The organism is Pseudomonas sp. B21-021, assembly GCF_024749205.1.
Lineage (GTDB): Bacteria > Pseudomonadota > Gammaproteobacteria > Pseudomonadales > Pseudomonadaceae > Aquipseudomonas > Aquipseudomonas paraglycinae.
Window position 1 is genome coordinate 1920443 of sequence record NZ_CP087192.1, and the last position, 14232, is coordinate 1934674.

Annotated in this window: 13 protein-coding genes; 2 read left to right on the forward strand and 11 right to left on the reverse strand. The window is 61.4% G+C overall.

Going from position 1 to position 14232, the window contains the following annotated elements; translation table 11 throughout:
• Positions 1-339: 339 nt before the first annotated feature.
• The 7 genes from LOY31_RS08670 to minC form a co-directional block, all read right to left on the reverse strand.
• Positions 340-2499 (reverse strand): mechanosensitive ion channel family protein, encoded by a 2160-nt coding sequence (locus LOY31_RS08670; protein WP_221534147.1) that lies wholly within the window; start codon positions 2497-2499, stop codon positions 340-342.
• Between the two features lie 76 nt (positions 2500-2575).
• Entirely contained in the window at positions 2576-2752 is a 177-nt protein-coding gene (locus tag LOY31_RS08675; RefSeq protein ID WP_007960078.1) for a hypothetical protein, read from the reverse strand.
• Between the two features lie 132 nt (positions 2753-2884).
• A complete protein-coding gene (locus LOY31_RS08680) occupies positions 2885-4174 on the reverse strand; it encodes a M18 family aminopeptidase (RefSeq protein WP_085608813.1) in 1290 nt (429 codons plus the stop codon).
• A 68-nt stretch (positions 4175-4242) separates the two neighbouring features.
• A complete protein-coding gene (locus LOY31_RS08685) occupies positions 4243-4878 on the reverse strand; it encodes an RluA family pseudouridine synthase (protein ID WP_007960072.1) in 636 nt (211 codons plus the stop codon).
• Positions 4879-4969: 91 nt separating this feature from the next.
• Positions 4970-5224, reverse strand: a complete 255-nt coding sequence (gene minE, locus LOY31_RS08690; RefSeq protein ID WP_007960071.1) for a cell division topological specificity factor MinE — start codon at positions 5222-5224, stop codon at positions 4970-4972.
• Complete coding sequence (gene minD / locus LOY31_RS08695) at positions 5224-6036, reverse strand: septum site-determining protein MinD (RefSeq protein ID WP_007960065.1); 813 nt, start codon at positions 6034-6036, stop codon at positions 5224-5226. The genes minE and minD overlap by 1 nt, the downstream gene beginning before the upstream one ends.
• A gap of 169 nt (positions 6037-6205) precedes the next feature.
• Positions 6206-6943 carry a septum site-determining protein MinC gene (gene minC / locus LOY31_RS08700; RefSeq protein ID WP_011333183.1) on the reverse strand — a complete coding sequence of 246 codons (738 nt, stop codon included), beginning with the start codon at positions 6941-6943 and terminating at the stop codon, positions 6206-6208.
• 117 nt (positions 6944-7060) lie between these two features.
• Here minC and LOY31_RS08705 point away from each other — a divergent pair, with 117 nt between their 5' ends.
• Both LOY31_RS08705 and LOY31_RS08710 read left to right on the forward strand, forming a co-directional pair.
• Positions 7061-7993: a lipid A biosynthesis lauroyl acyltransferase gene (locus LOY31_RS08705; protein ID WP_007960061.1), complete on the forward strand. Its 933-nt coding sequence runs from the start codon at positions 7061-7063 to the stop codon at positions 7991-7993.
• Between the two features lie 36 nt (positions 7994-8029).
• Positions 8030-9202, forward strand: a complete 1173-nt coding sequence (locus LOY31_RS08710) for a patatin-like phospholipase family protein (protein ID WP_085608812.1) — start codon at positions 8030-8032, stop codon at positions 9200-9202.
• A gap of 116 nt (positions 9203-9318) precedes the next feature.
• Here the strand turns inward: LOY31_RS08710 and LOY31_RS08715 are convergent, their stop codons facing one another.
• The 4 genes from LOY31_RS08715 to LOY31_RS08730 all read right to left on the reverse strand — a co-directional run bounded on the left by LOY31_RS08715 (position 9319) and on the right by LOY31_RS08730 (position 14189).
• Positions 9319-10104 (reverse strand): outer membrane protein OmpK, encoded by a 786-nt coding sequence (locus LOY31_RS08715; RefSeq protein ID WP_007960057.1) that lies wholly within the window; start codon positions 10102-10104, stop codon positions 9319-9321.
• Positions 10105-10476: 372 nt separating this feature from the next.
• Positions 10477-11262 carry an outer membrane protein OmpK gene (locus tag LOY31_RS08720; RefSeq protein WP_011333187.1) on the reverse strand — a complete coding sequence of 262 codons (786 nt, stop codon included), beginning with the start codon at positions 11260-11262 and terminating at the stop codon, positions 10477-10479.
• Between the two features lie 86 nt (positions 11263-11348).
• A complete protein-coding gene (locus LOY31_RS08725; protein WP_221532949.1) occupies positions 11349-12707 on the reverse strand; it encodes a nucleobase:cation symporter-2 family protein in 1359 nt (452 codons plus the stop codon).
• A 168-nt stretch (positions 12708-12875) separates the two neighbouring features.
• A complete protein-coding gene (locus tag LOY31_RS08730) occupies positions 12876-14189 on the reverse strand; it encodes a urate hydroxylase PuuD (protein ID WP_064378710.1) in 1314 nt (437 codons plus the stop codon).
• Positions 14190-14232: the final 43 nt, after the last annotated feature.

Below are 14232 nucleotides of genomic sequence, written 5' to 3' on the forward strand. Positions count from 1 at the left end.
GGTGTTGCGGCTTATGGTTCCGCCCTTACGGCGGGTCACTTTTGGCAAACGCCCCAAAAGTAACCAAAAGGTCTGGGCCCCGGCGTTCGGCACCTCGCTTTGGCTCGGCGTCCCTTCGCTCCGGGATTCATCCGGGGGCATCGCCTACGGTTTGCTTCGCTGCACCTCCTCTCGATGCATGCGGCTGCGCCGCACGGTCGCTGCGCTCCCACCCCCGGATAAATCCCTCCACTCAGCCTTCCGATGGGGCCGGCACGTCAAAAGCGGTACTCGAGCTAACGCTCATCGTGTTGAGTGGTGGGAGTTGGCTTGCCAGCGAAGAGGACTTTGACGGTGGCCCTATTCTTGAGTTTGGCCACCACCGCCTGCGGTGATCACTTGCACATTCATTCTCGGCGTCGCTAGGTCCAGTCCGGCTTCATCCAGGTGTCGTTTGAGCGACAGGTTGAACGCCCGTGAAACTTCCCACTGTTTGATCGGTGCGGTTTTGAATCTTGCGCGCAATATCGCGTTGCCGGATTCGAAGCTTTCCACGCCTTGAAATTCCAGTGGTGACCAGATGTTGCGTCGTTGCAGAGGGTCGGTGCGCATTTTCTGGCCGACGTCGCGCATCAGTTTGATGGCTTCGTCGATGCTCATGTTGAACGGCACGGCCACGCGGAAGATGGCGTAGCCGAATTCGCGGGAGTAGTTTTTGATGCTTTTGATTTCGCTGAACGGGATGGTGTGGACGATGCCGTCGATGTCCCGCAGGCGTACGGTGCGGATGGTCAGGCCTTCGACGGTGCCCAGGTGGCCGCCGACGTCGACGTAGTCGTCGATGGCCAGGGAGTCTTCGATGATGATGAACAGGCCGGTGATCAGATCCGCTACGAGCGACTGGGCGCCGAAGCCGATGGCCAGGCCGATCACGCCGGCACCGGCCAGCAGGGGCGTGACGTTCATGCCCATGTTCGCCAGGGCGACGATCAGGGCGATGATGAAGATCGCCACGAACAGTACGTTGCGGATCAGCGGCATCATGGTTTGCGCGCGCGCGTTGGCCAGGCCTTTGCGGGAGCGGGTGAGGGCGTGGTGGACGGCGGTGTCGCTGAGGATCCAGATCAGCCAGGCGAAGATCAGCGTGCCGATCAGGCTGAACAGTTTGACGCTGACGTCGTGGCCTTCGCCTTCGGTGAAGCCGATCAGCGACATGCCCCAGACCCGCAGGCCGAGTTCGATGAAGGCCAGCCACACCAGCAAATGGGCGAGGGTGTAGAAGAAGCTTTTCAGGCGCTCGGAATACAGCGCGTGGCGTTTCGGCCCGCGTTGGGGTTTGAGGGCGTGGCGGCGGACGAGGCCGTTGATGACCATGCACAACACCAGCAGCACGGTGCAGATCAGCGACTGGCGCAGGGCGGTGCTGGTGTCGCCGGCGGAGACGAAGGTGGCGAACAGGGAGATGCCCACCAGCACCAGCGCCGGGATGTACCAGAAGGTGCCGAGGATTTCGATGGTGTCGCTGAGGGCGCGGCGGGTCAGGCGGCGGGACAGTGGCTGGTTGCGGATCAGGTGGGCGATCGGCCGGCGGAAGCGCAGGATGAACAGGCCGGTCGACAGCGCCGCGAGGACATTGGCAACCGTGGCGGCGGTGTGGGCCAGGTGTACGCCGAGGGCGGCCACCAGTTTTGGATCGCTCAGAGCTTCACCGAAGGCGGCGAAGCTGCCGATCAGCCACAACGGGCGGAAGGCCTGGTGACGCAGGATGTACAGCGCGCGGTGGCGGTGCGGGCCGTCGAGTACGGAGAAGGCGATCACGCAGATCGCCGAGAAACAGGTGCCGACCACCAGCGCGTAAGCCAGCACCATCGCCAGGCTTTTGCCCAGTGACGAGGGTAGTGCGTAGCTCATGTAGACCGTGATCACCAACGCGATCAGCCAGGGGCCGAGCTTGCGCAGGGCGAAGCGCAGCATGTCGAGGGCCCGGGGATTTTGCGGCAGTTCTTCGGTCAGGCCGAAGCGCATGCGTACCCGGTGGCCGAGCCAGATCAGCGCGGCGGCGAGCAGGCTCCAGACCGCGAGGATCACGGCGAAGGCAAAGATGATCGGCAGCCATTCGCTGGCCGGCAGCATCAGGCCTTTCAATTCATCCTGGGCCATGTCGAATTCGGCGGACCAGCGATTGAGCGGGCTGTCGGCGCCGGTGAACTGTTTTTCGAAAGTGGCGAGGGTGCCGCCGATCAGTCCCAGCACACCTTCTTCCGGGCTGGCCTGGGCTTTTTTCGTGGCGTCGCGGAGTTTTTTCAGGTCGCTCAGCAACTGGGCGCGTTGCTTGTCGTTTTCCAGCGACTTGATGACTTCGTCCAGCGACTGGCCAAGCGGTTCCTGAGCTTCGGGCTGAGCCTTGCCGGAGCCCGTGAGCAGTCCCGGCAGACCGGCGGCGTCGGCAGGTGCCGGCGACATCAGGGTCATCAGGCAGATGAGGAGCAGGCAGGGCAGGGCAAAAAGACGAGCGAACACTAGGCGGTCAACCTCGCAAGGGGCGGATCGGGCGAGTGTACGAGCCCGCCAGATTCAATGCGAGCCGGGCGCGGATTTATTCGTTGAGTTTGGCGAGGATCTTGTAGACCACGGTGGCCAGGATCATCAGCATGCCGATCCACATGGCGAACACACCGGCGTTTTTGTCGCGGAAGTTGAAGCCGATGGCCAGCAGAATCATTCCGCACAGGATGGGAATGAGCATGGAGTGGAACGCAGACATCGAGATCATGGCGACAGCCTTGTCGAAGGGAATGATTCAAGTCTAGGTGGGTTTTCGATGGACGGTGCTGATGTGTATCAGAAATGAGCCGGTTCTACAGGCCGGAGGATCGCAGCTCCACGCTGCGATCCCGGCTGTTTCCTACGGCAATTCGCGGCTGGCGTAGAACGCGCTCAGCACTTTGACCAGGTGCGCCAGGTCGTGGCTGCCGCACAGTTCGCGGATCGAGTGCATGGCGAAGGTCGGCAGGCCGATGTCGACCGTGCGCACGCCCAGGTGGCTGGCGGTGATCGGGCCGATGGTCGAGCCGCAGCCCATGTCGCTGCGCACCACGAAGCTTTGCACCGGGACTTCTTCGGCCATGCACAGGTGACGGAAGAAGCCGGCGGTTTCGCTGTTGGTGGCGTAGCGCTGGTTGCTGTTGACCTTGATCACCGGGCCGGCGTTGAGTTTCGGACCGTGGTTGGCGTCGTGTTTCTCGGCGTAGTTCGGGTGTACGCCGTGGGCGTTGTCGGCCGAGACCAGCAGGGATTTCTGGATGGTGCGTACGAATTCGTCGCCTTCCGGCAGCAGACGGCGCAGGGTCTGTTCCAGCATCGGGCCGTCGGCGCCGCAGGCCGAGCAGGAGCCGACTTCTTCGTGGTCGTTGCACACCAGCACGCAGGTTTCTTCGGTGTCGGCGGTCAGCAGGGCTTGCAGGCCGGCGTAGCACGACAGCAGGTTGTCGAGACGCGCGCCGGCGATGAAATCACCGTGCAGGCCGATGACCGCAGCGCTCTGGGTGTCGTAGAAGCTCAGCTCGTAATCCAGCACCACGTCGGCATTGAGGCCGTGTTCGCGAGCCAGTTGATCGGTCAGTACCGCGCGGAAGTCCACGCGCTCGTCACCGGCGAACTGCGCGAGAATCGGCGGCAGTTCGGTCTGGGCATTGATCGGCCAGCCCTGGTTGGCTTCACGGTTGAGGTGAATGGCCAGGTTGGGAATGATCGCGATCGGGGCCTTGAAGTCGATCAGTTGGCTTTCGACCTTGCCGTCGCGGCGGAAGGTGACGCGGCCGGCCAGCGACAGGTCGCGGTCGAACCACGGCGCCAGCAGCGCGCCGCCGTAGACTTCGACGCCGAGCTGCCAGAAACCCTGGCGTTGCAGTTCAGGCTGTGGCTTGACCCGCAGGCACGGGCTGTCGGTGTGGGCGCCGACCAGACGGATGCCGTCGTGCAGCGGCGAGTTGCGGCCCATCTTGATCGCGACGATCGAGGAATCGTTACGGGTGACGTAGTAACGACCGTTGGCTTCGGTGTGCCAGGTTTCGCGCTCGTCGAGTCGCACATAACCGGCGGCCTCCAGGCGTTGAACAAGGCTGGCGGTGGCGTGGAACGGGGTAGGGGAGGCCTTGAGGAAGTCGATCAGGCCTTGGTTCAACTCTTCGCGCATAAGAAGCTCCAGACAGCAATGGGCGGGAGTTTAACGCATCGGCCTGATGCTTGGGACATTGTGGCGCGTCAGAAAGGCGCCGGACATTCGAAGCGCAAACGCTCACCGGATTGAGGGTGCGTGAAGCTGAGCATGCTCGCGTGCAGGCACAAACGAGGCCAGGCGGCGAGGGCTTGTTCATGAGCGTAGAGGCCGTCACCGAGCAACGGATGACCGATCGACAGCATGTGCACGCGCAACTGGTGCGACCGGCCGGTGATCGGCGTGAGCTCGACGCGGCACCAATCGCCACAACGCTCCAGCACGCGCCAGAAGGTCAGGGCGTGTTTGCCGAGTTCGTGATCGACCACGTGACGCGGTTTGGTCGGCGGGTCGTAGCGCAAGGGCAGGTCGATGCTGCCGCTGTCCAGTTCCGGCTGACCCCAGCAGAGCGCAGTGTAGGCTTTCTCTGTTTCACGGTCGTGAAACTGGCGTGACAGTTCGCGATGGGTGTCGGCGTCACGGGCCAGCAGAATGATCCCCGACGTTTCCCAGTCCAGGCGATGGACGATACGCGCTTCCGGATAGCCGTTTTCCTGCAGGCGGGTGATCAGGCAGTCCTTGTTGTCGTCGGCCCGGCCGGGCACGGAGAGCAACAGGGTGGGTTTGTTCACCACCAGAACGGCGGCGTCCTGATGAATGATTTGGACGTTGGACAACGGCATTAAAACAGCCTCGTAACAAATGCCAACGGCGGCTCAGGGCCCCTCCGGTGTCGGAAGGGCCCTGAGCCGCCGTCGTTCCTGCCGGATCGACTCAGCGGTCTGGCAGGGTGATGTTGAGTTCCAGAATCGAGCAGCTGCCCTGGCTCTCCAGTGCCACGTGTACGTCGTCGTTGCCGATGTTGACGTATTTGCGGATCACTTCCACCAGTTCCTTCTGCAAGGATGGCAGGTAGTCAGGGGTGCTGCGCTGGCCGCGTTCATGCGCCACGATGATCTGTAGACGCTCTTTCGCGACCGAGGCGGTACTTGGCTTTTTGTTGGCACGAAAGAAGTCAAAAAGGTTCATTACCTACCTCCAAACAGACGCTCGAAGAATCCCTTCTTCTCGACATTCAGGAACCGGTGTTCTTTTTCCTTGCCCAGCAGGCGATCAACGGTATCGCTGTAGGCCTGGCCGGCGTCGCTCTGATCATCGAGGATCACAGGTACGCCCTGGTTGGAGGCCTTGAGTACGGCCTGGGATTCCGGGATGACGCCCAGCAGGCGTACGGCGAGGATTTCCTTGACGTCTTCGACGCCGAGCATTTCGCCTTTCTCTACGCGCTCCGGGTGGTAGCGGGTGATCAGCAGGTGTTCCTGGATCGGCTCTTCGCCGCGTTCGGCGCGACGGGACTTGCTGGCCAGCAGGCCGAGCATGCGGTCCGAGTCACGTACCGAGGACACTTCCGGGTTGGTCACGACGATCGCTTCGTCAGCGAAGTACATGGCCAGGTGGGCGCCTTTTTCGATACCCGCCGGGGAGTCGCAGACCACGAACTCGAATTGTTCCTTGAGCTCCATCAGGACTTTTTCCACGCCTTCGACGGTCAGTGCGTCTTTGTCGCGGGTCTGGCTGGCGGCCAGTACATAGAGGTTTTCCAGGCGCTTGTCTTTGATCAGGGCCTGTTGCAGGTTGGCTTCGCCGTTGACCACGTTGACGAAGTCATACACCACGCGGCGCTCGCAACCCATGATCAGGTCAAGGTTACGCAAGCCCACGTCGAAGTCGACGATCACTGTTTTGTGGCCGCGCAGAGCGAGGCCGGTACCGATAGCGGCGCTGGTGGTGGTCTTACCCACACCACCCTTGCCGGATGTAACCACGAGAATCTTGGCCAAGGTGTTTCACCCCTAAGGAAGAAGGACTGTTCAGCCCCTGAAAAACATCTCTAGAAAACTACTGCAGTCGGACAGCCTTGGCTGGAATTCGGCTTTTGGCCTTTTTCCTACTTCGTTTGAGCCGTTTTCGCTACGTTTTAGAGATGCTTGGAAAATGCGGCAGTATCCGTTAAAGCCGAATGATGTTCAACACGTCGCCCGACAGGCTGACCTGTACGCCCGAACCCCACATCGGATCGCGACGCAGGTCCTCGGAAACCTTGTAATGGCCTGCGATGGAGATCAGTTCAGCGCTCAATTGCTGACAGAAAATCCGCGCCTTGGTGTCGCCCTTGACCCCGGCCAGCGCACGACCGCGCATCGGGCCGTATACATGGATGTTGCCATCGGCGAGAAGTTCCGCCCCCGGACTGACCGAGGAAACCACCACCAGATCGCCACCTTGCGCATATATCTGTTGGCCACCACGTACTGGCGTGGTGATGACGCGGGTCGGTTTGACGGTTGGCTCCGGCGGCTTTTCCGGCTTCTTCGGGGCGACGGGTTCGGCGCTTTCCAGCGGCCGCTCACGGGCGCCGGATGGCGGCAGCACCGGGATGTCGATGGCGATGGCAGCGGCGATGTCTTCGATGCGGCTGGCGCGGATCGCCAGGGTGCGCAGGCCGTGCTGACGGCACACGCGCATCAGACCCGGCAGGTCGACAGCGCCTTCACTTGGCGGCAGTTTGTCCAGCGCCAGAACCAGCGGCGCGTTGCTGAAGAAATTCGGTGCCTGGGCGACTTTGGCGGCCAATTGCCGATCGAGGCTGTCCAGGTCGTTGCGGGACAGCTCCAGCACTGTAATGGCGAGCATGCTGCCCTTCAGCTGGAACACGGGATCTTGGTCTTTCGGTTCGGTTTGGCTCATGTCGGCATACAACGGCTTGTCACTAAAAGTGCCGAGACTTATAACGAGAACGCCCGCAGGCCGCAAGCCGGGTCGAACGATGTAGAATGCGCGGCCACTGTATTTACGGAAGCTTTAATGGATCGCCCGCGTTTTCGAAAAGCATTTCTTGCCCCACGCTTCTGGCCGCTCTGGTGCGGCCTCGGGCTGTTGTGGCTGATCGTGCAGCTGCCGTATCCGGCCTTGCTGGCCATCGGTCGTTTTCTTGGTGCCTTGATGTATCGCTTCGCCGGCGACCGGCGGCGCATTGCCAAGCGCAATCTGGAACTGTGTTTCCCGGAAAAGTCCGCCGCCGAACGCAAGCGCCTGCTCAAGGAAAACTTTGCCTCCACCGGCATCGCCTTTTTTGAAATGGCGATGAGCTGGTGGTGGTCGCGTCAGCGCCTGGCGAAACTGGCTCACGTCGAAGGTCTTGAGCATTTGCAGAAGGCCCAGCGCGAAGGCAAGGGCGTGATTCTGATGGCGGTGCATTTCACCACCCTGGAAATCGGCGCGGCGCTGCTCGGCCAGCAGCACACCATCGACGGCATGTACCGCGAACACAAGAACCCGCTGTTCGACTTCGTCCAGCGTCAGGGCCGCGAGCGGCACAACCTCGATTCCCTGGCGGTGGAACGTGACGACGTGCGCGGCATGCTCAAATTGCTGCGCGCAGGCCGGGCGATCTGGTACGCGCCGGATCAGGACTATGGCGCCAAGCAAAGCATCTTCGTGCCGCTGTTCGGCATTCAGGCCGCGACCGTCACCGCCACCAGCAAGTTCGCCCGTCTGGGCAAGGCACTGGTGGTGCCGTTCACCCAGGAGCGTCTAGCCGACGGCAGCGGTTATCGTCTGGTGATTCATCCGCCGCTGGAAGGTTTCCCGGGTGAGACCGAAGAAGAAGATTGCATCCGCATCAATCAGTGGGTCGAAGGCGTGTTGCGGGAGTGCCCCGAGCAATACCTGTGGGCACACCGGCGCTTCAAGAGCCGGCCACCGGGCGAGCCGAAGCTGTACGCCAAACGCGGTTGATTTGACCCATCCCCATAAGCACCACGGAGCGTTGCGATGAGCCCAGCTGAACCGGTCACAGGTTTGATTCTTTCCGGCGGCGGGGCTCGGGCGGCGTATCAGGTGGGGGTGCTGGCGGCGATTGCCGAATTGCTGCCATTGGGGGCGGACAATCCGTTTCCGGTGATTGTCGGCACCTCGGCCGGGGCGATCAACGCGGTCAGCCTGGCCAGCGGTGCTACGGATTTTCGCGCGGCCATCGAACGCCTGACGCTGTTCTGGCAAGGCTTTCGCAGCCATCGCGTGTTGCGCAGCGACTGGCCGGGGGTGATCCGCCAGGCCAGCCGTTTCGTCAGTCACAGCCTGTTGGGCATGGGCCGGCAAATGCCGGTGGCGCTGCTCAACAGTTCGCCGCTGCGTCATCTTCTCAACGAAAAACTGCACATGCCCGGCATCGCCGAGTCTATCGCGCGCAAGCAGTTGCATGCGGTGGCAGTGACGGCGTTTGGTTACGAGTCGGGGCAAGCCGTGACTTTCTATCAGGGCGGCGGCACCATCGATTCCTGGCTGCGTCATCGGCGCATCGGTGTGCCGACGCAGTTGTCGGTGGAGCACTTGCTGGCCAGTTCGGCGATCCCGCTGTTGTTCGCGCCGGTGAAGATCGGCGATGAATATTTCGGTGATGGCGCGGTGCGGCAGTCGGCACCGATCAGCCCGGCACTGCACCTGGGCGCGAGTCGGGTGCTGGTGGTGGGCGTCAGCGGCAACCCGCGTGGTTTCGATCCGGCGCAACCGCTGGAACGCACCTACACCGGGCAGCAGCCGACGCTGGCGCAGATCGGCGGGCACATGCTCAACAGTACGTTCATTGATAGCCTGGAAAGCGATATCGAGTTGCTTCAGCGTCTGAACCAGTTCAGTCATCTGATGCCCGAAGGCACGCCGACCCGTGCGCTGGGGGTGGCGCCGGTGGAAGTGCTGGTGATCTCGCCGAGTCAGCCGATCGATGAAATCGCGGCGCGGCATCGCCAGGAACTGCCGGCGGCGTTGCGGTTGTTTCTGCGTGGGCCGGGAGCGACCAAGACGAGCGGGGCAGGGGTATTGAGTTACTTGCTGTTCGAGGCGGGGTATTGCAGCGAATTGATCGACCTCGGGCGGCGCGATGCCCTGGCCAAGCGCGATGAACTGTGCCGGTTTTTGGGGATTAACGAGGCGGTGGCTCCCGCTTGAGATTTGGGGTGCCGCCATTCGCGAGCAAGCCCGCTCCCACATTGGTTTTGTGAACGACACAAACCGAATGTGGGAGCGAGCTTGCTCGCGAAGGCGTCCGTAAGGACGCCGCCGGATCAGAAGTGGAACTTCACCAGGAAGCTGGTCACGTTCTGATTGGTGGTGAAGGCCTTGGTGTCGTCGATACCGTACTTGTCTTTCCAGTAGTCGTATTCAACACCGACGTACAACTGCTTCTCGCCGAAATTCAGCGCCTTGCCCAGGTCGTATTTGACCTGTGGGTTGAAGTGCAGATTGGCGTGGTATTCGCCTCTGCTGTTGACGTCGTTGTCGACCACCCAGTCCATGTAGCCGTCGATCAGGATGTTCGAGTCGCCCACCGGAATGGTGTAGGACCACACTGGTGTGATCTGCCAGACGTTGTCACCAGGACGCGAGCCTTCGGTGTGACGCTGGTAGAAGTTCAGCTGGAAGTAGTCGAAGCCCGGAATGGCCAGGTCGAAGCCCGGGCCGATCAGGTAGGACTCGGTGTCACCCTCGCCGAACTCGTAGGTCATCGCCAGCAGGACGTCCTTGATCGGGCCGAACTCGATCTTCTGGTCGAGCACCTTGCCCAGCGAGATGCGTGGCTGGAACTCGCCGTAGTAGGTGTTCGGACCGTTGTTGAAGTCCTTGTCACCGTTGTAGAAGATCTTGTCGAGGAAGAAGAAGTTGTCCCCGTACTTCCACGCATCGGCGTGCTCGAAGGTCACGGTCTGCTGGATGGCCGGGTTGACCTTGAAGTCTTTGCCATAGAGGTAGGTCAGGCTGTTGTTCTGCCATTGCAGCAGGCCGTCGGCCATGGCCTGACCCCCTGCCAGCAGCGATCCCGCAAGCATCAGGCTGGTGCACATACGTTTCATTCGGTTGCTCCCAAAGTAGGTGTTCCACGTTTATTTTTTTGAGTCGGCGCTCTGGTGTGGCGCCTTTTTTCGTTGCTGCAAAATTCATCCATTCGGTCAGCTTTGATGCTGTTAGCAAGAGCTGAGCCAAGGCTTTTCGAAAAGCAAAAAAACGCCCGTCGGCTGCTGAAAAACAGTCGATTGAGCGTGTTTTCGGGATGCCTCGGTTCTGACCGCGGCCGGGATAAGTTGGCTTTTCGGTCAGGAATTAAATTCGGGCTTTTTTTTAGACCGAATTCAGGAGGCCGCGGAGAATACTGACTCAACGGCCAGGCCTCAAGTGCCCCGCAACAGAGCACCGACGACAGGTAGGGGGCACGGTTGCGGGTCATCTTAGAAGTGCACCTTCACCAGCAGGCTGGCGGTGTTCTGGTTGGTGTCGAAACTGTGGGTGCTTTCGACCCCGTATTTGTTTTTCCAGTAGCTGTATTCGGTGCCGACGTACACCTGCTTTTCACCCCAGCCGAGGGCTTTGCCCAGGTCGTATTTGATCTGCGGGTTGATGTGCAGGTTGGCGTGATAGGTGCCGCGTGAGTTCTGGTCGTTGTCGACCACCCAGTCCAGATAGCCGTCGATCAGCAGGTCGGAATTGCCCACGGGAATGCTGTAGGACCAGCCGGGAGTGATCTGCCAGACGCCGTCGCCGGGGCGCGGCCCTTCGGTCTGGCGGCGATAGAAATTCAGGGTGAAATAGTTGAAACCCGGCACCTTGAGGTCGAAGCCGGGGCCGATCAGATAGGCCTCGCTGTCGCCTTCGCCGTACTCGTAGGTCATGGCCAGCAGCACGTCCTTGATCGGGCCGAACTCCAGCTTCCTGTCGAAGATCTTGCCGAACGACAGGCGCGGGCTGAATTCGCCGTAGAACGCGTGGGGGCCTTTGTTGCGGTCTTCCTGGCCGTTGTAGAAGATCTTGTCGACGAACAGGAAGTTGTCGCCGTACTTCCACTTGTCGGCGTGCTCGAACGTCACCGTCTGCTGGATCGACGGGTTGATCGCGAAGTTCTTGCCGTACAGGTAGCTCAGGCTGTTGGTCTGCCACAGCAATAAATCGCCGGCCATGGCTTGCGATGCGGCCAGCAGGCCGCCGCTCAACAACACGTTGGTTTGAGTCCGGATCATCTGTTGCTCCCTCTTGTTTTTATTGTTTGAGGCAAAGCTGTCGCGAGGGGGCAGGCTTTGGCGAACCCCCTTTTTTACTCTTCGGATCAGTGCGGGTGTGCGTGGCAGTCGTTGATCGCGGCGCGTTCGGCGCCGCCGAGAATGTTGAACAACAGGTTCAGCGTCAGCGCGCTGAGGGTGGCCATGGCGATCCCGCTGTGGGTGATCGGGCTCATCCACAATGGCAGGTGGGCGAAGAACTCCGGGCGCACCACCGGGATCAGGCCCATGCCGATGCTCACGGCTACCAGCAATTGATTGCGGCGGTCGCCGATGTCGGCTTCCTGCAGGATCTTGATGCCGGTCGCCGCCACCATGCCGAACATCGCAATCGCCGCGCCACCCAGCACTGCCGGTGGAATCGACGCCACCAGGAACGCTGCTTTCGGCAACAGGCTCAGGACGATCAGCAGACCGCCGGCGACGATGGTCACCGAGCGGCAGCGCACGCCGGTCATCTGCACCAGGCCGATGTTCTGCGCGAAGGAGGAGTGGGTGAAGGTGTTGAAGAAGCCGGCAACGAACGATGCGCCGGCATCACACAGCAGGCCGCGACGCAGCATGCGCGGGCAGACTTCCTGGCCGGTGATCTTGCCCAGCGCGAGGAACATCCCGGTGGACTCGACGAAGATGATCACCACCACCAGGCACATCGACAGGATCGGTGCCAGTTCGAACTTCGGCATGCCGAAATGCAGCGGGGTGACGAACTGAACCCACGGCGCGTTGGCCATGCCGCTCAGGTCGACCATGCCGATGGCGCCGCAGAGCACGTAGCCCAGGCACATGCCGATCAGCACGGAAATGTTGACCCAGAAACCGCGCATGAAGCGGTGGATCAACAGAATGGTGGTCAGCACCAGTGCGGCGATGGCCAGGTAAATCGGTGAACCGAATTGAGCAGCACCAGCGCCGCCACCGGCCCAGTTCACGGCCACGGGGAACAGCGACAAACCGATCGAGGTGATGACCGTGCCGGTCACCAGAGGCGGGAAGAAGCGTACGACCTTGGACATGAACGGCGCGATGATCATGCCGAAGAACCCGGCGGCGATAGTTGCGCCGAAGATTCCCTGCAGACCGATGCCGGGCATGCCGGCCATGGCGACCATGCTGCCGACGGCGGCGAAACTGGCGCCCATCATCACCGGCATGCGAATGCCCATCGGGCCGATGCCCAGAGATTGCACGATGGTGGCGATGCCAGCGACCAGCAGGTCGGCGTTGATCAGGAAGGCGATTTCTTCACGACTCAGGCCAGCGGCCTGTCCAATGATCAGCGGTACCGCGATGGCGCCGCCGTACATCAGCAGTACATGTTGCAAACCGACCAGGATCAGTTGCAAAAGGGGCAAACGCTGAATGGCGGGTGCGTCGGGGATGCGCGCTTTGGACAGCTCGGACATGCAACACCTCGGATCTTTTTTATTCTTGTGATTAACAGCTGCCGGGTTGCTCACAGCTGTTTCTTTGCATCAGGTAAACCGCGTTGCGGCTAATCGCTGGCAAGCCAGCTCCCACACAGGCAGTGCAAAACCCTGTGGAAGCTGGCTTGCCAGCGATGCTTTTACTGCTTAGTTGGTCTGGGCTCCCTGGGCGATCCATGCACCGATCAGGTCACGTTCCTGCTGGGTCATCTGTGTGATGTTGCCCAGTGGCATGATCTGCGTGGTGATGGCTTGCGCCTGGATCCGTGCCGCGTTCTGGCGGATCTGCTCGGGGGTGTCGAACATCACACCGGCCGGTGCAGCGCTGAACAGCGGGCTGGTCGGTTTGGCCGAATGGCAGACCGCGCAGCGTTCCTGGATCACGTTGTGCACCTTGTCGAACGCAGGACCGGCGTTGGACGCCTGAGCCGGAGCAGCGGCCGGTGCAGCAGGAGCTGCCGGTTGTGCAGCTTCAGCCGGTTTCGCGCCACCACCCAAAGCCGTTTCCGGCAACGGCTGGTACTCGATTTTCGCAGGCGCCTTGGCCACGTCCGGAGCGGTCGACATCGGCGCAGGGCCGGTGACGTACGCCAGACTGATCATGCCTACCGCTGCCACTGGCAGGGTCCAGGCAAACTTGTGGCTGTCGTGACGGGTGTTGAAGTAGTGACGCACCAACACCGCCAACACCGCGATCCCGGCCAGGATCAGCCAGTTGTACTGGCTGCCGTAAGTGCTCGGGAAGTGGTTGCTGATCATGATGAACAGCACCGGCAGGGTGAAGTAGTTGTTGTGACGCGAACGCAGCAGGCCTTTGGCCGGCAGCGCCGGATCCGGCGTGCGGTTCTCGGCGATCGCGGCAACCAGTGCGCGCTGCGCCGGCATGATGATGCGGAACACGTTGCCGACCATGATGGTGCCGATGATCGCGCCGACGTGCAGGTACGCACCACGACCGCTGAACACCTTGCTGAAGCCATACGCCGCGCCGATGATCAGCACGAACAGGATGAAGCCGAGCAGGGCAGGTTTTTTGCCGAGGGGCGAATCGCAGAGGAAGTCGTAGATGAACCAGCCGGCGATCAGCGAACCGATGCCGATGGCCACGCCTTCAGGGCCGGTCAGGCCGCTGCCGGGTGCCACGAGGTAGAGCACGGGGTTGGAGTAGAACACCACGCATAGCAGCGCGATACCCGACATCCAGGTGAAATAGGCTTCCCATTTGAACCAGTGCAGGTTCTCCGGCATCGACGGAGGGGCCAGTTTGTATTTTTCCAGGTGATAGATACCGCCGCCGTGGATCGCCCACAGATCACCGGCAAGACCGGTTTTCGGGTTGACGCGGTTGAGGTTGTTCTCCAGCCAGACGAAGTAGAACGACGCGCCGATCCAGGCCACGCCAGTGATCATGTGAACCCAGCGCACGCTCAGGTTCAGCCATTCCAACAGATGTGCTTCCACAGTCTTTACCTCTCGCCCGTCACTCTTGTTGTCGAGTGATCGG